The organism is Nocardia sp. NPDC049220, from assembly GCF_040647855.1.
GTDB lineage: Bacteria > Actinomycetota > Actinomycetes > Mycobacteriales > Mycobacteriaceae > Nocardia.
The window spans coordinates 165,661-184,943 of the sequence record NZ_JBEZDA010000008.1 but is presented as its reverse complement, the minus strand read 5'-3'; the positions used below and the strand labels follow the sequence as shown (position 1 = coordinate 184,943).

The window sequence follows — 19,283 nt, the reverse complement described above, 5'->3', positions numbered from 1 at the left end:
CGAAATTCCACCGAATTCCATCCCACAAGCGTGAGGCTCCCATGCGCATCGCAGTAATGGGCGGAGGACCCGCGGGTCTGTATTTCTCCGCCCTCATGAAACAGCTCGACCCCACCCACGACATCACGATCTGGGAGCGCAATGCGCCCGGCGACACCTTCGGGTTCGGTGTCGTGTTCTCCGACGAAACCCTCGGCGGTATCGAACACGCCGACGAGCACATCTACCGGACGATGGCCGACCAGTTCGCCCGCTGGAGCGATATCGACATCCACTTCCGCGGTGCGGTCCGCACCTCCGGCGGGCAGGGCTTCGCGGCGATGAGCCGCAAGGAACTGCTGCACATACTTCAGCGGCGATGCGCCGATCTCGGCGTGACGATTCATTTCAGTACGGCCGCACCGGATGTCGAGGACCTCGCGGCCACGCATGATCTCGTCCTCGCCGCCGATGGAATCAATTCCGCTGTGCGCTCCCGATTCAGTGAGATCTTCGGTCCGAACCTGGATCCCCGGCCCAACAAATACATGTGGCTGGGCACCGATCGGGTGTCCGAGGCATTCGAGTTCTTCGTCAAGCACACACCGTACGGAATCATGCAGGTCCATGCGTACCCATTCAGCGCGGGCCAGAGCACGTTCATCGTCGAGATGCACGAATCGGTATGGCGCAGCGCAGGTCTGCACGATTTCGCCGACCGGGACTACGCCCCCGGGGAGAGCGACGAGAAGTCGATCGCGCTGCTGGCGGAGATATTCGCCGATGAACTGGACGGGCACACGCTGCACGCCAACAACTCCAAATGGATCAACTTCACCACCGTCCGCAACGAAACCTGGCGGCACGGCAACATCGTGCTCATCGGGGATGCGGCGCACACGGCACACTTCTCCATCGGGTCGGGTACCAAACTGGCCATGGAGGACGCGCTCGCGCTCGTCGCGTGCCTGCACGAAAACCAGTCCGTTGCCACGGGACTCGAAGCCTACGAAACCGAGCGACGGCCGGTGGTCGAATCGGTGCAACGCGCCGCGCAGGCCAGCCTGGAATGGTTCGAATCCATCGCCCAGTACACCGATCAACATCCCGACCAATTCGCCTTCAACCTGCTCACCCGCAGCCGCCGAATCACCTACGACAACCTGAGGCTGCGCGACGACAGTTTCGTCGACGCGATCGACGGATGGTACCTGTCGGCGCAGGCCGCCGATGTCGAGTCCGCTCGCCCACCGATGTTCTATCCACTACGGCTCAAAGATGTCGAATTGCCCAACCGCATCCTGGTCTCGCCCATGGACATGTATTCCGCAGTCGACGGGGTGCCAACGGATTTCCACCTGGTTCACCTGGGCAGCAAGGCGCTCGGTGGCGCGGGCCTGGTGATGACGGAAATGGTGTGCGTATCGGCCGAAGGCCGCATCACGCTGGGATGCGCTGGTCTCTACACCGAGGAACAGGAGCAGTCCTGGGCCCGCATCGTCGATTTCGTCCATACCAGGACGCGCTCGAAGATCGGTGTGCAACTCGGACACTCCGGTCGCAAGGGTGCCACCAAACTGATGTGGGAAGGTATCGATGAGCCCTTGGAGACCGGTGAGTGGGAGACCGTCGCCCCGTCGGCCATTCCGTACGGGCCCGACAGCCGCACGCCCCGTGAGATCACGGTCGCCGAGCTGGACGAAATTACTGCGCAATTCGTCGAATCGGCCAGGGCAGCAGCACGCGCCGGTTTCGATCTACTCGAATTACACTGCGCTCACGGGTATCTGCTGTCGTCGTTCCTGTCACCGCTGACCAACCAGCGCACGGATGAATACGGCGGGTCACTGCAGAACCGGTTGCGTTTCCCGCTGCGAGTCTTCGACGCGATCAAACAGGTCTGGCCCGCGGACCGCCCCCTATCGGTGCGGATTTCGGCTATGGACTGGGCGGCAGGTGGCAATACGATCGACGACGCCGTCGAGATCGCGCGCGCCTTCGCCGAACACGGCGTGGACGTCTTGCACGTATCGTCCGGGCAGGTGGTCAAGCACGAGAAGCCCGCCTACGGTAGGAGCTATCAGACGCCGTTCGCGGACCGGATCCGACAGGAGATCGGCGTGCAGCACGGCATCGCGGTTGTCGCCGTCGGTGCGATCTCCTCCTACGACGACGTCAACTCGGTGTTGTTGGCCGGCCGCGCCGACCTGGTCGCCATCGGCCGCGGGCACCTGTGGGATCCGCAGTGGACGCTGCACGCCGCGGTGGAGCAGGGTTACCGCGGCGAGGCCGCCGAGTGGCCGGCCCCCTTCCGCGCCGGTAATCGGAAGCCACCGACCGGCCGCACCGACGGCCCGCCGCCGCGCCTGCAGTTGGTGCGCGACACCGCCCACCCGAGCGCGCCGAGCCAGCGGTGGCAGCCGAGGAAAGCCGTCGCCAGCCGCTGAGTCGGACCGAGAACCGCTGAGGGGTCACCCGGATCGCCGTCGCGACATGGCCCCCAGCGGTTTCGGCCATGGACGCAGGAGTTCTACGTGCGCTTCCCATGGATCACGGTGAGAGCGTGTTGCTGCGCGAGCGAATTCAGTGCCTCGTTCAGTTGGTCGAACAGCGCGCCCGCAGCCTCCCCGTTCCAGGCCGGTGGTAGCAGCGTCAGCGGGATGCCGGGATCGCGGTAAGGGAGCCGTCGCCATTGGGTGAGCATCGGAACGTAGATCTGGAACGCCTCCAGCGGTGTCATCCGGCCGGCCGTCGTCTGATAGAGCACCGGACGGTAGGTCGTCAAGAAGTCCGCGTACAGCGCGGTGAGTTCGTCCAGGTCCCACCACATGTGGATCTTCGAGCGTAGATCACCGAACGCGATGTGCTGGCCGGTGAACATGTCCACGTAGGTGGACAGACCGAGTCGTTCCAGTGTGTGCCGCGCCTCCCTGGCCAGGTTTCCCGGCGCCACCCAGACGCCGGGGGCGGCCGTCCCGAAGCCGAGGCGCGTCAGACTCGACCGCAGCGCGTGCCGCTTGTCGCGCTCGGACTCCGGGACCGAGAAGACCGCCACCACCCAGCCGTCCTCCTCTATCGCGCGGGCACGGTGGAAGATGCGCACGTCGCCCTCGGCGAGCACCTCCAACGTCGGATCGGACAGCGAGTAGCCGGCGGCGCCGGCGTGGCGCCCGCTGGTGAGCACGCCGCGGCGCTTCAGACGGGAGATCGAGGATCGCACGGCCTGCCCCTCGGACCCGAGGTCGGCCATCAGCGCCACGAGAGAGGCGACCGAGAGCCAATTGCCTTCTGCCCGTGCGCACACGCCGAATAGCGTGATGATCAACTGAGCGAGGCGAGTGTCCCGGCCGACTTGCGACGCTGCGAGCTCTGTCGTCATATTTGCACCATACGTCACGGTAGTCGTACCGAGGAAAGGCCACTCATCGGCCGCGAGCGCGGTACACGATCGTAGTCTTGGAACCGCAAGCGCAGCTCCAGTGTTCGATCGAACGTGTACCGCGATCGCCGAAACCAATCAGGTGCTACTCGACCGTCACCGCCTGCCTTCTTGTCGCTTGCACGGGAGAGCGATGCCGCGGTACCGCGATCGCCACCAGCGCACCGAGGACCGCCACCGCGGCAAACACGTAGAAGTTCACCTCGAAGCCCAACTTCCGCGCTGCGATCAAACCGCCGAGCGTCGGACCGGTGATCGCGCCGATACGCCCGATGCCGAGCGACCAAGCCAGTGCCGTCGGCGCCAGATGCTGCGGATAGTGCGTGGCACAGAACCCTCCGTTGAGTATCTGGGTACCGACACTGCCCAGCCCGGCAAGTGCGACCAGCCCGAACAACACTCCCTGCGGCATGTGCAGCGCGAGCATGAAGACCGCTACCGCTGCCAGCAAGAAGCAGGCCACGACCACGCGCTTGATCCCGACCCGATCCGCGATGAAAGATGCTCCGATCGCGCCGAGCACAGCACCGGCATTGAGTACCAGAAGGAAAGCCAGCGACGAGCCGAGTGCGTATCCGGCGCTGCGCATGATCTGCGGCAACCAGGTGTTCAACCCGTAGACCAGCAGCAGTCCACAGAAGTTCAGGCCGGCGAAGAGCAGGGTCGACAGCAGCCAACGCGCCCGGAACAGCTGCACGAACGCATGTTCCGAGCCGTCACCGGCTGCGGAATCGCGCGGCGTGGATTCCACCACGTCGTCGTACACCACGCCGTAGCGGGCCGCCGTCGCTCGTGCCTCGGCTGTTCGGCCGTGCGCGGCGAGATAGGAGATCGACTCGGGTAGCAGCCGATACGCCAGCGGGAGGAGGGTGATGAGGGGAAGCGCGCCGATGGCGTAGAGGACTCGGAAATCGGTCTCGGGCAGCAGTGCGATTGCCGTAATCGCCGCGATCACTCCGCCGACGGAGTATCCGCTGAACATCACCGCGTTCGCGATCTGGCGACGCGATCTGGGTGCGAACTCGACGGTGAGTGCGATGCACGTGGGAACGACACCGCCCAGACCGATGCCGGTCAGAAACCGCAGCGCACCGAACACGATCTCGTTCGGCGCCGCCGCCGTGGCGAGCATGCAGGCCGAAAACCAGGCGATGGAACCGAGCAGGATGCGCCTGCGACCGAGTCGCTCGGTGACCGCCCCTACCGTCAGCGTCCCCAGCAGCATTCCCACGAGTGCCGCACTGCCGATCACGCCCGCGGTGGACGCATCGAGATCCCACCTGTCGTACGCGATCAGGGTGGGCAGGGTCGAGCCGTATACCACCAGGTCGTACCCATCGAACAAGATGGTGGCGAAGCACAGCGCGAGTATCGGAAAGCCGGTGCGGCGCTTGGTGTTGTCGTTCATGATTTCCCTGAGATCGAAGAGTTCGCCTGATCGGTCGATCGTCGCGATGAAGGCGGGGGTCTGGCTGCGGGCTGACGGCGACTACGCGGCGACGGCGCCGAAGGCGAACGGGTGGAGCTGGATGCGGATAGTATTGCGCATCCTTTACCAACGTAAGGGATACGCAATAGACATTTAACACAGCAACCGTTCGGCGCGCGGTGGAATCCGAGAATTCCCGCAGGCGACATTGCGTGACGACAGCCCACGTCAGCCATGTCGGCTATCGCTGGATGTGCACGTTCGACGATCCCGGAGGCTCCGGGACTTCGTCGACAGGATGGCGAAGGTCAACGCTGGAGTCGACAACACCCCCAGAGCGGCGATCAGCTCGACGCCAACCCCCGCCGCCACCGCCATAACATTGACGATATTTTACGATCGTGAAGAATGCGTGATAAGCGCGGGGCTTTCTGCCCGACCCGCCACGACCGAACGGAGCCGAACCATGGGCCCTGAGCTCAGCAAAAACCTTCTCGACAGCGACCGTCGCCGGGGCACACGGCCCGGCGTCCGCACCCTGCACGACAGGCTGGAGCGCTGATGATCGACACCACGCAGACCTCCGCGACCTTAACCGCCGCCCTCGCGCTGACCCCGACGGAGCCGCAACACTTCGACCTCGCCTTCACCGCCACGACCCAACCGTGCCCATGGCCCAAGGCATACGGCGGTGACCTGGTCGCTCAGGCGGCAGCAGCGGCGATGCGGTCGGTGACCGACGGCAAGACCCTGCACTCGATGCACAGCTACTTCTTGCGTCCGGCGGACATCGGAGCGAACATTCGCTACGAGGTCGAGTTACTGCGGGACGGACGCGGCTACAGCACGCGGCAGGTCCGCGGTTTCCAGAATGGCAAGCCGATCTACACCTGTCTGGCCAACTTCGCCGCCGGCGAACCCGGCGAAACGTTCACGGCCGAGTTCGACCGGACCATCCCCAGGCCGGACGAGTTGCCCAGTGCGGAGGAATACCTAGCGGACCGTACCGGTGGATCGATGACCGAGGAGTCGAAGGCCTACTGGTCCCGCGGTCGCAGCTTCGACATGCGGCATGTGCCCGGCCCCGTCTATCTCGCCGTCGAGGGGGAGCAGGTCGCGCACCAGGCGGTATGGGTGAAGCCGTTCGATCCGTTGCGGCGCGTCGACGGTCTGACCGACGCCCAGCGGGACCAAGCCGCGCTCGCCTATGTCTGTGATTACACGATCCTGGAACCAGTGCTGCGCGTCCTCGACCTACCCTGGGCCAAGCCCGACTTGGTCACCGCCAGCCTCGACCACGCCATGTGGTTCCACCGTCCGGGACCGGTCGACGATTGGCTGCTCTATGTCCAGGAGGCGGTCACCGCCGACGCGGGCCGCGGCCTGGCTTCCGGCCGCTTCTTCACTCGCGACCAACGACACCTCGCCACGGTGCTCCAGGAGGGAATGATCCGCACCCCCTGAGCCGTTGACGGGATCGACCCGGCGGAGGCGAACCCCGCCGGGTCGATGGTTCGGAGTCCACGCCGCGGATCAGCCGATGATGGCGTTCATGATCGTGCCCGCACTGGTCGCCACCGCGCCGCCCGCCATGGCGCCCGCGACCATCTTGGGCGACTGAAGGCCGCCGCCATTCCACTTCTCCCACGCGAATCGGCCGCCGCCATAGGTGATCGCGGTGATACCGGACAGCTGAACCATCCAGGTGAAATACCGGCCCATCTGCTCCAGCTTGTCGGCTAGCGGCGGCGCTTCCGCAGTCGGATCTTCGAACTGCGCGATCACAGTGTCGTGTAGCGCGGCGAGAATCATGCTCACGTTCGTACTCCTTTTCGCATGCTCAGGTGATGCCGGAGGCAGTTCGAGCGAAAGATCGCGCAGCCGGGAATTCGGCGCGCCACGGGTACTGCGACGCTATCTACGGACTCGACAGTCTCGTGTCATGGGCGTCTCCTGCTTTCCACATGGACCCTGGGAAAACTCGTGACAGGCTCGATTGAACCTCATCAGGGGGGAGTAATCCCGGCGACACACCGCTGTCCCCCACGACTCGACGCACAGCCGCAGACACTGCCACTCCGATCGCCCGAAATGCGCCGCACCGAGGCAGGGTCTGACCGAGAGGCAACCGATCGCGACACACCGAGGTTTCGCCGGACTAGCATTAGAGAGGAAACTTATAGTGCAAAGTCGATAGTCGGGACGGCTCAGGTGACGCGCGGGCAGCACACGCGGCGCCACTCAGGAGGGAACCGGATGCCGAACAGCAATGTACAGGTGACTACCGGGTCACCGCCGAGAATCGATACGAGCGCCGCCCACGAGGCACGTGTCTTCGACTACTGGCTCGGCGGCAAGGACAACTATCCCGCCGATCGCGCACTCGGTGACGCAATCGCCACGCATATTCCCGCCATCCGCGGTATGGCCCGCGCCAATCGCGCATTCCTCGGCCGGGCGATTCGTCACCTGGTCGACGCGGCAGGGGTCGACCAGTTCCTCGACATCGGAACCGGTATGCCGTCCGCGGGCAACACCCATGAGATCGCCCAGCGCGTCGATCCGTCCGCACGCGTCGTCTACGTCGACAACGATCCCGTGGTGCTCGCGCACGCGCGCGCCTTGATGGCGAGCCATCCCCGCGGCGAAACCGCGTTCATCCAAGCAGACTTGAACGATCCGCGTTCCATCCTGGGCAACGCCACCCTGACCAGCACGCTCGACCTCGACCGGCCGATCGCGATCATGCTGGTAGCGATCATGATGTACTTCCGCGACGGCGACGATCCGCACGGCATCATCCGCACACTCCTGAACGCGGTACCCTCCGGCAGCTATCTGGTGATCACCCATCCCACCGCCGATTTCGACGAGCGTGTCATGGCGCGGGTCGTGGCCACCATCGAGCAGGCGGGTATCGTCTTCCGGCCGCGCACTCGTGCAGAGACCGAATCCCTGTTCGCCGGAACGGACATCGTCGAGCCGGGTGTCGTGCCGGTGACCGCTTGGCGTCCGGACTCTTGCGACCGCGTCGATCCGGATCCGGCCTGGTTTTGGGCAGGTGTCGGCCGGAAGCCTTGATCGTCGCGCCGTGGGCGATCCGCCGAACCGTCGATCGTCCTGCTGATCGGCGGTGTCGGCGCCGTCGTCGAGCAGCGGACCGGACCGACCGATCCAGACCAACAAGACCTTTCAGTCGGCGACTTTCACGACGAGTTTGCCGAAGTTGCGGCCCTCGAGCATGCCGATGAACGCCTCGGGCGCGGCGGCCAAACCGCCCACCACGTCCTCGAGATAGCGAACACGGCCGGCGGCGACCCATTCACCCATCTCGCGCAGGAAGTCCGGATACAGATCGTCGACGAACTCGGACTGGATGAATCCACGCACGGTCAGACTCTTGGTGAGAATGCGGCCGTAGTAGGCGGGGAGCCGATCCGGCCCTTCGGGCGCCCCCGACGCGTTGTAATTGGCGATCAGGCCACAGACCGGCACGCGCGCATAGGTATTCAGCAGCGGATAGACCGCGTCGGCCACCGCGCCGCCGACATTCTCGAAGTAAACATCGATGCCGTCGGGAACAGCCGCCGTCAACTGCTGCACGAAATCAGGGGCGTGATGGTCGAGCGCGCTGTCGAAGCCGAGCTCGTTCAGGTAGGCGACCTTGCGCGGCCCGCCCGCGATACCGACGGCGCGCGCGCCCTTGATCTTGGCGACCTGTCCGACGGTCGACCCCACCGGTCCGGTGGCGGCGGCGACCACCAGCGTCTCACCCGGCTGCGGTCGGCCGATCTCGCGCAGGCCCGCGTACGCGGTGAATCCCGGCATACCGAGGACGCCGAGCGCCGTCGAGACCGGAGCCGCTCCGGGGTCGAGCTTGCGCACACGGCGAGCCGACACGACATCATGGGTCTGCCACCCCGAATAGGCCAGCACCACATCGCCTTTCGCCAGCGCGGCGGCACGGGATTCGAGCACTTCGGCGACGGTCGCCCCGACCATCACGGCACCGACCTCGACCGGTTCGGCGTAGGACTTCGCCGAACTCATCCGGCCGCGCATGTAGGGATCGAGTGACAAGTACAGCGTGCGCAGCAGAACCTCGCCCTCGACCGGAGCCGGAAGCCTGGTGGTCTCGATACGGAAGTTCTCCGGGGTAGGCGCACCCACCGGCCGGGAAGCAAGCACGATTCGCGTCGACTCGACCATGCAGGTCACCCTAGCCGGTGCGGCGGGCACATACCGCACCCCGCACTCGCTCGCGCGTTGGGCGATCACCAGGGCGACGCCATCGGCCCGAGAACCAGGCCCGCCGTCGTCCCCAGCGTCCGACCGGTCACCCGACCGCTATCGCGGCGGACAAGAACGACAAGCGTCGGCGATATCCGCGCCGAGGCCGATTGTTCGCTGCGGGCGTCTACAGGACCCCGGGCATCGCTTCCTGCCGCGCGCGTAGAAGGCGCGAGATCGACTCGCGCGCGACACATCTGACCGAGGACGAGCCAGCGGATCGGCATGAGTGTCCGGGACATCGAGATGAGTTGTCCGAGCATTGGCATGCTCGCCCGACGTTCGTAGCGTCGAGGACATGACCTTGGAAATCGGTGCCATTCTGCCCACCTCGACCCCTGACCCCGCGCATCCCATACTCGGCGACGTGCGGGCGAGCGCCCGGTTCGCCGAGCAGATCGGGCTCGACTCGGTGTGGTCCACCGATCATCTCGTCGCCAGCGCACCGATCCTGGACAGCACCGTGGTGCTGGCGACCGCCGCCGCCGCAACCGAGCACATCCGCATCGGCTACAGCGTCCTGCTGCTGGCGCTGCGCCCCACCGCCTGGGCCGCCAAACAGATCGCCGCCTTGCAGTACGTCTCCGGTAATCGCCTTCTGCTCGGCGTCGGCACCGGCAATCCGGCGCACGGGGATATCGGGTGGCGGGCAGCCGGGGCATCGTTCGCCGAGCGCGGCCGTCGGACGGACGACGCACTGCGGGTACTGCCCGACCTCGTCGCAGGGCTGCCGACGGCATTGTCGGACGGGACCGAGGTCACCCTGTCGCCCGGGGCGCTCATGCCGCCGATCCTGGTGGCGGGCGACGGACCCCGGGCACGGCGTCGGGCCGCCGCCTACGGTTCCGGTTGGGTTGCCATCGGCCTGGAGCCACAACAGGTACCCGCGTGCGTGGTCGAACTGGCGGCGCTGGCCGACGAGTACGGGCGACGCCCAGCTGCTGTCACGATCGTCGCACCCCCGCTGGCGACCGATCCCGGCCACGCGGCCGAACGGCTGGCCGCGTATGCGGACGCGGGCGTCGCGCGAGTCATCCTCGCTCCGACCGGCGCGGACTGGCGTGCCGACTACGAATTCGCGGCTGAGGTCAAAGCGCAGCTCTGAACGCGCCGATCACACGCTGCACAACAGCCCGATGCCGAGGGCCAGCAGTGTCATAGCGATCACCGAATCCAGCACCCGCCAGGCGAGCGGATTGACGAACAGCGGTCGCAGCAGCCGAGCGCCGAAACCCAGGGTGGTGAACCAGAGCGCGCTGGCCAGCATCGCCCCCGCGCCGAGAAACCAGCGATCCGGGCTCGCATAAGTGTTGGCGAAGGAGCCGAGCAGTACCACGGTGTCCAGGTAGACGTGCGGATTGAGCCACGTCAGCGCCAGGCAGGTGACCACGGTCGCATCGAATGCGACGGTGGCCCTGGCGGATTCCGCGATCAACGTGGCGGAGGTAAACACCCGCCGCGCGGCGAGCGCCGCGTACCCGATCAGAAATGCCGCCCCCGCGTAGTGCGCCACGGCGACAACTTGCGGAGCAGATTCGACGATGAGACCGAACCCGCCGACCCCGGCCGCGATCAGCACGATGTCCGACACCACGCACACCGTGACCACCGCGGGGACATGCCTGCCGCTGATTCCCTGGCGCAGCACGAAGATATTCTGTGCACCTATCGCCACGATCAGCGAGAGGCCGAAGCCCAAACCGGACGCAGCCGCGACCGCCGCGGAAGAAACACTCACGCGCATGGACGTTAAAGCTGGGTAGATACCCAGACAAGCTGAAGGTTATTCCCAATCATTACGATTTCTAAGCTTCGTCATTACCAATACTTACTGTGGGCGTTCGACTCGACCGGCTGCGCACTCGATGTCGCGATCACCGACGGGACCTTCGAGCCGGCCGCGCGCTCAGTGAAGCTTGGTTGCGGCCACGCCCATGCCACGCGGGCAATACCATCCAGGGAGCAGCCGTCCGATTCGTGTCCGCCCGAGAAGCGTCCTCTGACACACGTACCGCACGTAGTCCCCACCAGCCCGAGTGCACACCGCCGATGCCGCACGGCCCGCCGGCGGTCCCACTCATGAGTGGGACCGCCGTGGCCGAACCAGTCAGTGCCCGAGTCGATCCTCAGACCCCGACCTCGAAAGAGATACTGCCACATCGGCTCCGCCACGTCGCATCGGTGCACGCACATCTCTGCGTACATGCGCTTTGTACGTGTGTACGCACTGCCCGCCAGTGACAATCACGAAATCGGGAAGTGAAAAACGCCCCCTGGTGACGACATGGCTTCGAAAGGCGGCCGCCGATGCCGAAGTGCTGCGCCGATGAAATCGGGACGCGCCCAATTAGTTTCGGCAGCAACCACATTCACAAATAACCCAGGCGGTGGACGCGCGGCGCGGCCGCGCATCCGTCCACATCACCCTGCCGTCTGCGATCGATTCCGCATGACGCGCCACCGACCCGACCCCTGTGCCGGATGCTGGCTTCCACCGACCTGGCGGTCCGCACCGAGGCGTCGAGGGTCGTCGGGCGCAGTAGTCACACTCCCGGCCAGCGGACGACGACTCAGGCGATCCCCTCGCCCGAGCGCATTTCCGAGAGCAACTCCCTGAGGAATTCCACGCTCCTGGCGGGCGACAACGCCTCCACACTGAGCCTGTTCATCACCGACATGTACAACTCGACATCGCGGCGCTTGTCCAGATAGAGCGAGCTGGTGAGTTGCTCGGTGTAGACGATGTCGAGCAGCTCGGTTTCCGGAAAGCGGAGGATACTGAAGGGTCCACCCGCGGCGGAGTGTCCTCCGGCCGAGTACGGCAGCACCTGGATTCGGACATTGGCACGTTCGGCCACCTGGACCAGATGCTCGATCTGCTCCCGGAGCACCACCATCCCGCCGACCGGCCTGCGCAGCGCGTTCTCGTCGATGACCGCCCATAGGGTCGGAGCGGCCGCGCGGCTGAGAATCTGCTGGCGGCGCATCCGGATGGCGACCCGACGCTCGGTCTCGTCGGTGTTACCGAGCTGGATCACCGCGCGAGCGTAATCGGCGGTCTGCAGCAGACCTGGAACGAATTGCGCCTCGTAAGTACGGATGGTGGTCGCGGCTTGTTCGAGTCCGATATAGGTTTCGAACCAGGCCGGGAGCAAGTCGCTGTAGTGCTGCCACCAACCCGGGTCGTTCGCACGACGAGCCAGCTCGAGGTAGGTGTCGCGTTCAGCGGGGTCGACAACGCCGTAGAGGCTCAATAGATCGTTCAGGTCGCGTTCTTTGAATCCGGTCCGCCCCAGCTCCAGGCGGCTGATCTTGGCGTGCGATCCGCGGATGGCATCACCCGCCGCCTCCCTGGTGATCCCACTACCCTCGCGCAACTGACGCAGCCGACTGCCGAGCGCTATCCGGAGCACGGTCGGACCACGCTCGGCCGCAAGGAATCCCGCATTCCCACTGTTGTCTTCGTCGTTGGTCATGGATGCCTCCGGCCGATAGGGGGGGTAGACCGCGGAGCGCAGTGCCTCCACCATCACAGATCACCTGACGTCGGTAGTCGATCCTACTCGGCCGCGAACGCAGCTCGACGACGACGCGAGCGCGAGTCGAATTATGATTCCGCAATCATGGATTCACAAGAGCGACAACGCAATAACTTCGGGCAATCCTGGGCGGGTCCGCAGCCGACTGCGTAGAGTCGCCCCCGATGATGGCCGAGCGGGGACAGGAGCAGTCATGGCTTCGGCAGACGAGGCGACTCGGCTCCCGGGTGTGGACCCGGACACCCCCAGCATCGCGCGCGTTTATGGCTACGCCCTCGGTGGCGCGGACTGGTTCGACGTGGACCGCAGGGCGTACGAGCACCTGAAGAAGGTCGTCCCGCACCAGGACGCCGTCGGTGCGGCCAACCGGCGTTGGCTCGAGCGCGTGGTGCGGTACGCCACCATAACGGCGGGCATCGACCAGATCCTCGATCTGGGTAGCGGTCTGCCCACCAACACGAACACCCACGAGGTCGCGCAGGAACTCGGTGCCGAGGTCGTCGTTGTCTACGTGGACAACGACCCGATGTGCGTCGCCCGGGGCCGAGAACTACTCGAGGCGAACGAGCACACGCACTTCCTGGATCTCGACTTCACCCGGCCTGCCGAGGTGATGGACCATCCCGACCTCAACGCTCACCTGGATCTGAGCAAGCCCCTCTTGCTCATGCAGTGCGGAACACTGCATCACGTCGATGACGACCGAAATCCCGCGGGAATCATGCACGAATATGTCGAGCGCCTCGCGCCGGGCTCCTACGCGATGGTCAGTCACTTCTTCGACCCGGCCGACGAGAACGAGCACATGCACGCCCTGGCCCGGCAAGCCGAGCAAACCCTGCTCGAGGAGGGCCTCGGCACCGGGCGGTGGCGCACCCGCGAGGAGATCGAGACGTTCTTCGACGGCCTGGAACTGGTCGCGCCGGGAGTGGTGGAATTGCACGACTGGTGGCCGAGCGGCCCCGCTCTGCGCACACCCTGGCCGGACGAGCGTCTCATCGTCGGAGGCGTCGGCCGCAAATCCTGATCCGCACCAAGAAGGGAGTTCGATATGGTGTCGAACGACACGCAGATCACCGACGAGGACATCCGAGCCACATTGTCCGACATCCTCGCCTGCACCAACATCGACCTCGCGACCTCCAAGGACGGCATCAACTGGTCCTCGAACGCGTTCTTCGCGGAACTGGACGAAGATCCCTTCCGCCTCACCCTCGTGCTCGAATCCGGCGGCAAGACGCTCGATAGCCTACGAGCGAATCCGAACATCGGCGTCAAAGTCGTCCCCGCGGGATTCCGCAACCCGTTCGCGCAAGGACTCGGAACTGCGGTGGTGCGCGAGGACCACAGCGAGCGGGATGAGACATTTCGGACACTTCTTCGCAAAGAGCCACAGATCGAACCGTTCCTGTCCACCCCCATCGAGGCACTGATCGTGCACATCGACTGGTGGCGGGTCACGCACGTGCAGCGCGGGCTACTGCCGGGACGAGTGCTGCACCGGCCGAACAAGCCGTGAGCCGGCGTGCCGGGTCCACCCAATGAATACCGGACGGTATTCACTGCGCGGTGTTGGTCGAAATCGCCGGCAGTCGATCACATGAAATCATTTCCAGCCGAGCGCATCCGACATTCATTGCTGTGGAAATCGGTGGACTCTAGGCTGGTGAGCCAACCGCACAGAGAGGTCCTCCATGTCCGATCCCACCCCCCGGACCGGTGTCCGCGCACCGGTCGGTGTGGACACGACACGAGCGAGCATCGCCCGCGTCTACGACGCCACCCTCGGTGGCAAAGACAACTACGAGGTCGACCGCTACGTCCGTGACAAGGTTGCCGAGGTCGCACCGCGCCAGAGCGACGTGGCCAGGATGAATCGACGCTGGCTGCACCGCGTGGTGCGATATCTGGCCGGCACGGTCGGTATCGACCAGTTCCTCGATATCGGCGCCGGTCTACCGACCGTGGGCAACACTCACGAGATCGCCCAGCAGCAGCAACCGGATGCGCGTGTGGTGTACGTCGACAACGATCCGGTCTGCAACATCCATGGCCGAGTGCTGCTGGAACGCAACGAGTACACCCGCTTCGTGCCCGGCGACCTGACCGAGCCGAGCACCCTGTTGTCGCATGCCGAAGTCACCCAGCATCTGGACCTCTCCCGCCCGCTGGCGCTGATCCTCTGCGGCATCCTGCACCACGTCGACGACGCACTCGATCCGGCGGGCATCATGCGCAAATACATCGACGCGCTGCCCGCCGGATCGTACGTCGCGATCACGCATTTCCACGACCCCTCCGACGGCTCCGAGGCCCACGACATGGCCATTGAGTTGCAACGACGCTTCACCGAAATGGGTTTGGGCTCCGGCTGGTACCGGACCCGTGCGGAGATCGCCTCGTATTTCGGTGATCTGGAACTGATCGAGCCCGGCTTGGTCGAACTCGACGACTGGTGGCCGATGGGACCCGCACTCCATCCGCGACTGACCGAAGAACGGCTACTACTGGGCGGCCTCGGCTACAAACCCGTTCCCGGCGTGGTGACCTCACTGCACCGCAGGACCGGAAGCAAGGACGGCCGACTCGGTTCCCGCAACGGCGGCTCGGCGAAAAGGTGACGCGATGATTTACGACGACCTGAACGGACCGCACCTGCGGGAGAACCGGTGGCGCTTTCTGGAAGTGCCGCTCGGCGTGGACCAGACCTGGCGCTACGCCGATCCCGCAGCTCAGACCGATATCGATGATGGCACCGTGTCGGTCCGAATCGACGCCTTCACCCGATCGAACTCGGATGTTCAGATCCTGGACAACCCGAAGCACCTACTGGTGTCGGTCGAGGAATTCGACCTCACCGGTGGACCGCGGACCTTCGCGGTGGAGATGGCGGCGCAGAACATCGGCGCCACCGGCGAAGACTACCGGGACGGTTTCGCCGCGTTCAACGTCCTCGATATGAACAGCGCCCAGGTTTTCGACCTGATCGCGACCAGCAAGCACGCCTACGCGATCCACGAACGTCTGTTCGTGCCCGGTGTGGTCGACAAGGAACTCGCGTTCACGCATGTCGTGCACGCGCCGCTCGCGGGCGTCGACATCAAGCCCGCCCAGTTCCACCGCTACGCGGTCAGCATCGACCGGGGCACCGGCGCCGTCGGCTGGTCTGTCGACGACTTCCCGGTCTACACCACGCACGCACCGAACCTGCCGGAGAAGATTCAGATCGGATTCGGCATCATCACCCTGCATCCGATCGAAGACGGACACAGCACCTCGCTGCGCGGACAGGGCCTACACGCTCGATGGCGTCAATTCACCGTCGACTAGCCGGTACCCGGCCGATCGAGGTCACGGACGTCCCCGGGATCCGGTCGAGCGGCCCACCATCTTACGACGCGGTCGGCCACGGTCAGTCGATCCTCAGCTGGTCATCGACGATCGCAGTGATGACGCCGAAGCACGCCACGACTCAACTAGTTTCGTCGACGTGGTCAGCGTCCGCGCCCGGATACACGCGCCTGGCCAATCGCCGTTCTTCGGAAGAAGCATGGCGCCCAGCGAAATTCGCCTGGGCGCCATCCGCCCCATCGACATGGGGAACTACAGTCCGCGGATACGGGGCCGCCGAGCGACCTCGCCCATCCGCACCTCGGTTGAATATATTCGACGTCACCACGCAGGCGCGGACCAGATGCCACCGTTCTCGTGTTCGGCGAGGCGGCGGCCGCTGGCGGCACGGCTCAGATCATTTCCTTCCGTGGCCACTCGGCACTGCGGGCCTGGGAGAAATCTTCTGACGTATCGTCACTTTCGGCCAGATCCCATTCGAACTCACTCATGTCGTCACGACGGCGCGGATCCCACACCATTGCCGCGGCCGCCCCGACCAACAACGTAACGACAATGGCCGCTACGACTCCATACAGCACGTTTCCAGCCTCCTGAGAACCGAATCGATGACGCGGCTATGGCGGATATGCAACGCGCACAGCTCCTTTCACGCCGCACGCATAGTAGACCCCGGGCGCGGATCAGGACGCTCAGGTCGCCGACTTTCCCGGGCCGGCGGTGTGGATTCGCGCCGAGCGATCGTGCGCACCGATTCCGCGGAAACCCCACCGCGAATCCCCAGCGTCGCCTACGCTCATCCGATGTCCCGGTGGCCCCGGGACATGCAGCGCGGCAACGGTACGCCCAAGCCGACCGCGATCGCTGGTGGTAGCGGTGAGGTTCGATCGTTCGATGAACCTCACCGTCACACCTGAATCGCAGCAATTCCTGCGGACATCGGCCCGGAATCACCCGCATCTGGCATCCTCCGGGCTACCGTCTTGAGTCATGGACGACATCGAACTGCAGCCACCGACCGTCGCCTCCGCCAAGCAGACCGGACTGGTCCTGGACATCGCCGCCCTCGACATCCACAACCCCCTCGCCGGTCCCGGCGAGATCACCTACCCGTACATCCGCTGCACCGACCACCGAGTTCTGCGCCTACCCCAACCACTGCACCGGTGGGCGACCGACACCATCGCGCTCAACCACGCCCAACGCGCCACCGGCGCGACGCCGCTGTTTCCTGGACAGATCGAATTCGGCATCCTCGACGGCACGATGTACGCCGAACTGCTCTGACCGCCACACGCCGCGTCCAGCTCCGACCGCTCCGGCCGGACTGTCGCCGCCAGTGGATGTCCCGGTCCCTGCTCCGCGAGATGACCAGCACCAGGTGAACTGGCGCGCCGACGCACGCTCGGCTGCCGACGCCACGATGCCGCCCGAACGGCCGGGCCAAGTCTTCGCGACGGCCGGCGTCACGCGGATGTCCGCGTGATCAGCAAAGCCGGGTGACACTGCTCGATCGCACGACGTGATGGTCTGGGGCGGCACACTGCGACGGTGGACGCGCCGTGTCACCAATGACGGTCGGTCGATCTGTGACTACTCGTCGAGCGGGTGCCAGAGCAGATGTCGGTGCCGCGCATCACGACACAGACCCGAGACAGATTTTCCTGGAGACCGTGTGCGCACCGGGACTGTCGCGAGCCGCGATCAACGGCGCGCGTGGTGAACTCGTGACCTGAGGGGACCGGACCTGCCTCGGTAGCGAACGCACCGGCGGCACGACACACTGGAGGCCGTGAATCGCATGTCATTCCACCGACGCGTCCGCGCCCTGGACGGCCTGCCGTGACCGAACTCGCCCGCGGTGAGAACCGCCCCGCGCCCGGCGATCGGCTCACGGTCACCGTCACGTGCTCCGCTCCCGTCGATGTGTCGGCCTTACTACTCAGCCCGGAAGGGCGTGTGCGGTCCGATGCCGATTTCGTATTCTTCAACCAGCCGACAGCGCCCGGCGTCATCTATCGGCACGGCCGCGGTGCCGGTGACGTGGTGGACATCCAGACCGGCGCGCTGCCTGCCGACGTCGACCGGGTCGTTGTCACCGCGAGCCTGGACGGCAGTGGGCCCGCCACTTTCGCCGGCGTCGGCTCGCTGCGCGCGAGCATCGCGGCCGAGGCCGGCACGCTGACTTTCCCGATTACCGGGCTCAGCACCGAGGCCGCCGTGGTATGCGTGGAGATCTACCGCCGCGGCGGCGGATGGAAGATCCGCGCAGTCGGGCAGGGTTACGACAATGGTCTTGCCGGAATCGCGACCGCGTTCGGCGTGAATATCGATGACGAACCCGCCGCACCACCACTGCCGCCCGTCGCCCCGACTCCCCCGTCGAACTATCGAGCGTCCGGTCCGGCGCCCTCGCCACCGTCGTATCCTTCGCCACCGGCCTACCACTCGGCGCCCGCCGTGCCACCTTCACCACCAATGCCCTCACCTGAGCAAGGAGCGCTGCCGATGCACAGCGAACTATTCGCCCCGAGCCACGCCGAAGTCACCGGTGTCGGCATCCAGAAGCAGGGCGGCAAGATGATCAAGGTCGCCGTCAATGGCGAGATCATGGCGCGCGCCGGGTCGATGGTCGCCTACCAGGGGGATCTGCAATTCCAGGCGCTCGGTTCGGGCGGCATCGGGCGGGCGATCCAGCAGCGACTCACCGGCGAGGGCGTTCCACTCATGAAGGTGTCCGGCCGGGGCGATCTGTTCGTCGCCAACGGCGCCGCCGACGTACACACCATCGATCTCGACGGCACCGACGGCCTGACCATCAATGGCGCCAACGTCCTCGCCTTCGATTCCACGCTGACGTACAACATCCGGATGGTGCAGGGCGCTGCCGGATTCGCCAGCAACGCCGGGCTGTTCAACTGCGTCTTCACCGGCCGAGGGCGCATCGCGATCACCACCCACGGCACACCGGTCGTTCTCAACGTCGACCAGCCCACCTATGCCGACCCGCAGGCGGCGGTAGCCTGGTCGTCGAGTCTGCAGACCGGGATCAAACGCAACGATTCCTTCGGACTCGGCAGGCTTATGGGGCGCAGCACCGGCGAGAGCATGACGCTGTCGTTCTCCGGCCACGGATTCGTCATCGTGCAACCTTCGGAACTGCCGCCGGGGGGCTTCCTCGGCGGCACCGGCGGCGGACAAGAGGCCGGCCAGAGCGGCGGGGTACTCGGCGGGTTGTTCGGATAGCGGAGGCGAT

At 65.5% G+C, this 19,283-nt stretch carries 17 protein-coding genes; 10 read left to right on the top strand and 7 right to left on the bottom strand.

The features are described from left to right. Positions 1-41 precede the first annotated feature (41 nt). The gene (locus AB0C34_RS19605; protein WP_357074558.1) at positions 42-2,426 is read left to right on the top strand and encodes a bifunctional salicylyl-CoA 5-hydroxylase/oxidoreductase; all 2,385 of its coding nucleotides are present in this window, start codon (positions 42-44) and stop codon (positions 2,424-2,426) included. Positions 2,427-2,509: 83 nt separating this feature from the next. On the opposite strand, the gene AB0C34_RS19600 is transcribed toward AB0C34_RS19605, so the two are convergent. Both AB0C34_RS19600 and AB0C34_RS19595 read right to left on the bottom strand, forming a co-directional pair. Continuing rightward, a complete protein-coding gene (locus AB0C34_RS19600; RefSeq protein ID WP_357074555.1) occupies positions 2,510-3,358 on the bottom strand; it encodes a PaaX family transcriptional regulator C-terminal domain-containing protein in 849 nt (282 codons plus the stop codon). A gap of 145 nt (positions 3,359-3,503) precedes the next feature. Next, positions 3,504-4,826, bottom strand: a complete 1,323-nt coding sequence (locus AB0C34_RS19595; RefSeq protein ID WP_357074552.1) for an aromatic acid/H+ symport family MFS transporter — start codon at positions 4,824-4,826, stop codon at positions 3,504-3,506. A gap of 582 nt (positions 4,827-5,408) precedes the next feature. Between AB0C34_RS19595 and AB0C34_RS19590 the strand changes: the two genes are divergently transcribed. After that, complete coding sequence (locus AB0C34_RS19590; RefSeq protein ID WP_357074549.1) at positions 5,409-6,311, top strand: acyl-CoA thioesterase domain-containing protein; 903 nt, start codon at positions 5,409-5,411, stop codon at positions 6,309-6,311. Positions 6,312-6,380: 69 nt separating this feature from the next. On the opposite strand, the gene AB0C34_RS19585 is transcribed toward AB0C34_RS19590, so the two are convergent. Then, positions 6,381-6,659 carry a hypothetical protein gene (locus AB0C34_RS19585; RefSeq protein ID WP_357074724.1) on the bottom strand — a complete coding sequence of 93 codons (279 nt, stop codon included), beginning with the start codon at positions 6,657-6,659 and terminating at the stop codon, positions 6,381-6,383. Positions 6,660-7,103: 444 nt separating this feature from the next. On the opposite strand from AB0C34_RS19585, the gene AB0C34_RS19580 reads away from it, so the two are divergent. Then, on the top strand, positions 7,104-7,928 hold the full coding sequence (locus tag AB0C34_RS19580) for an SAM-dependent methyltransferase (protein ID WP_357074546.1): 825 nt from the start codon (positions 7,104-7,106) through the stop codon (positions 7,926-7,928). A gap of 111 nt (positions 7,929-8,039) precedes the next feature. Here the strand turns inward: AB0C34_RS19580 and AB0C34_RS19575 are convergent, their stop codons facing one another. Further along, entirely contained in the window at positions 8,040-9,056 is a 1,017-nt protein-coding gene (locus AB0C34_RS19575; protein ID WP_357074543.1) for an NADP-dependent oxidoreductase, read from the bottom strand. A 379-nt stretch (positions 9,057-9,435) separates the two neighbouring features. On the opposite strand from AB0C34_RS19575, the gene AB0C34_RS19570 reads away from it, so the two are divergent. Next, positions 9,436-10,242: an LLM class flavin-dependent oxidoreductase gene (locus tag AB0C34_RS19570; protein WP_357074541.1), complete on the top strand. Its 807-nt coding sequence runs from the start codon at positions 9,436-9,438 to the stop codon at positions 10,240-10,242. A 9-nt stretch (positions 10,243-10,251) separates the two neighbouring features. On the opposite strand, the gene AB0C34_RS19565 is transcribed toward AB0C34_RS19570, so the two are convergent. Together AB0C34_RS19565 and AB0C34_RS19560 are read right to left on the bottom strand one after the other, a co-directional pair. Beyond that, positions 10,252-10,881: a LysE/ArgO family amino acid transporter gene (locus AB0C34_RS19565; protein ID WP_357074538.1), complete on the bottom strand. Its 630-nt coding sequence runs from the start codon at positions 10,879-10,881 to the stop codon at positions 10,252-10,254. Between the two features lie 826 nt (positions 10,882-11,707). Beyond that, a complete protein-coding gene (locus AB0C34_RS19560; RefSeq protein ID WP_357074721.1) occupies positions 11,708-12,613 on the bottom strand; it encodes a helix-turn-helix transcriptional regulator in 906 nt (301 codons plus the stop codon). A gap of 256 nt (positions 12,614-12,869) precedes the next feature. On the opposite strand from AB0C34_RS19560, the gene AB0C34_RS19555 reads away from it, so the two are divergent. The 4 genes from AB0C34_RS19555 (at position 12,870) to AB0C34_RS19540 (ending at position 16,006) form a co-directional block, all read left to right on the top strand. Continuing rightward, positions 12,870-13,703 carry an SAM-dependent methyltransferase gene (locus tag AB0C34_RS19555; protein WP_357074535.1) on the top strand — a complete coding sequence of 278 codons (834 nt, stop codon included), beginning with the start codon at positions 12,870-12,872 and terminating at the stop codon, positions 13,701-13,703. A 24-nt stretch (positions 13,704-13,727) separates the two neighbouring features. Continuing rightward, positions 13,728-14,195, top strand: a complete 468-nt coding sequence (locus tag AB0C34_RS19550) for a hypothetical protein (protein WP_357074532.1) — start codon at positions 13,728-13,730, stop codon at positions 14,193-14,195. Between the two features lie 175 nt (positions 14,196-14,370). Further along, complete coding sequence (locus tag AB0C34_RS19545) at positions 14,371-15,297, top strand: SAM-dependent methyltransferase (RefSeq protein WP_357074529.1); 927 nt, start codon at positions 14,371-14,373, stop codon at positions 15,295-15,297. A 4-nt stretch (positions 15,298-15,301) separates the two neighbouring features. After that, entirely contained in the window at positions 15,302-16,006 is a 705-nt protein-coding gene (locus AB0C34_RS19540; protein WP_357074526.1) for a DUF6081 family protein, read from the top strand. A gap of 413 nt (positions 16,007-16,419) precedes the next feature. Here AB0C34_RS19540 and AB0C34_RS19535 read toward each other — a convergent pair whose 3' ends face one another. Continuing rightward, positions 16,420-16,608, bottom strand: coding sequence for a hypothetical protein (locus AB0C34_RS19535; RefSeq protein WP_357074523.1), 189 nt, complete (start codon positions 16,606-16,608; stop codon positions 16,420-16,422). 409 nt (positions 16,609-17,017) lie between these two features. Between AB0C34_RS19535 and AB0C34_RS19530 the strand changes: the two genes are divergently transcribed. After that, on the top strand, positions 17,018-17,314 hold the full coding sequence (locus tag AB0C34_RS19530; protein WP_357074521.1) for a hypothetical protein: 297 nt from the start codon (positions 17,018-17,020) through the stop codon (positions 17,312-17,314). Positions 17,315-17,869: 555 nt separating this feature from the next. Then, positions 17,870-19,273 (top strand): AIM24 family protein, encoded by a 1,404-nt coding sequence (locus AB0C34_RS19525; protein ID WP_357074518.1) that lies wholly within the window; start codon positions 17,870-17,872, stop codon positions 19,271-19,273. The last annotated feature ends 10 nt before the right edge of the window (positions 19,274-19,283 follow it).

Excerpts from the sequence above, each read along its gene's own strand:
- AB0C34_RS19565 (WP_357074538.1), bottom strand. The coding sequence starts at position 10,881 with ATGCGCGTGAGTGTTTCTTCCGCGGCGGTCGCGGCTGCGTCCGGTTTG.
- AB0C34_RS19530 (WP_357074521.1), top strand. The coding sequence starts at position 17,018 with ATGGACGACATCGAACTGCAGCCACCGACCGTCGCCTCCGCCAAGCAG.
- AB0C34_RS19590 (WP_357074549.1), top strand. The coding sequence starts at position 5,409 with ATGATCGACACCACGCAGACCTCCGCGACCTTAACCGCCGCCCTCGCG.
- AB0C34_RS19550 (WP_357074532.1), top strand. The coding sequence starts at position 13,728 with ATGGTGTCGAACGACACGCAGATCACCGACGAGGACATCCGAGCCACA.
- AB0C34_RS19575 (WP_357074543.1), bottom strand. The coding sequence starts at position 9,056 with ATGGTCGAGTCGACGCGAATCGTGCTTGCTTCCCGGCCGGTGGGTGCG.
- AB0C34_RS19540 (WP_357074526.1), top strand. The coding sequence starts at position 15,302 with ATGATTTACGACGACCTGAACGGACCGCACCTGCGGGAGAACCGGTGG.
- AB0C34_RS19585 (WP_357074724.1), bottom strand. The coding sequence starts at position 6,659 with ATGATTCTCGCCGCGCTACACGACACTGTGATCGCGCAGTTCGAAGAT.
- AB0C34_RS19570 (WP_357074541.1), top strand. The coding sequence starts at position 9,436 with ATGACCTTGGAAATCGGTGCCATTCTGCCCACCTCGACCCCTGACCCC.
- AB0C34_RS19545 (WP_357074529.1), top strand. The coding sequence starts at position 14,371 with ATGTCCGATCCCACCCCCCGGACCGGTGTCCGCGCACCGGTCGGTGTG.
- AB0C34_RS19595 (WP_357074552.1), bottom strand. The coding sequence starts at position 4,826 with ATGAACGACAACACCAAGCGCCGCACCGGCTTTCCGATACTCGCGCTG.
- AB0C34_RS19560 (WP_357074721.1), bottom strand. The coding sequence starts at position 12,613 with ATGACCAACGACGAAGACAACAGTGGGAATGCGGGATTCCTTGCGGCC.
- AB0C34_RS19580 (WP_357074546.1), top strand. The coding sequence starts at position 7,104 with ATGCCGAACAGCAATGTACAGGTGACTACCGGGTCACCGCCGAGAATC.
- AB0C34_RS19605 (WP_357074558.1), top strand. The coding sequence starts at position 42 with ATGCGCATCGCAGTAATGGGCGGAGGACCCGCGGGTCTGTATTTCTCC.
- AB0C34_RS19555 (WP_357074535.1), top strand. The coding sequence starts at position 12,870 with ATGGCTTCGGCAGACGAGGCGACTCGGCTCCCGGGTGTGGACCCGGAC.
- AB0C34_RS19600 (WP_357074555.1), bottom strand. The coding sequence starts at position 3,358 with ATGACGACAGAGCTCGCAGCGTCGCAAGTCGGCCGGGACACTCGCCTC.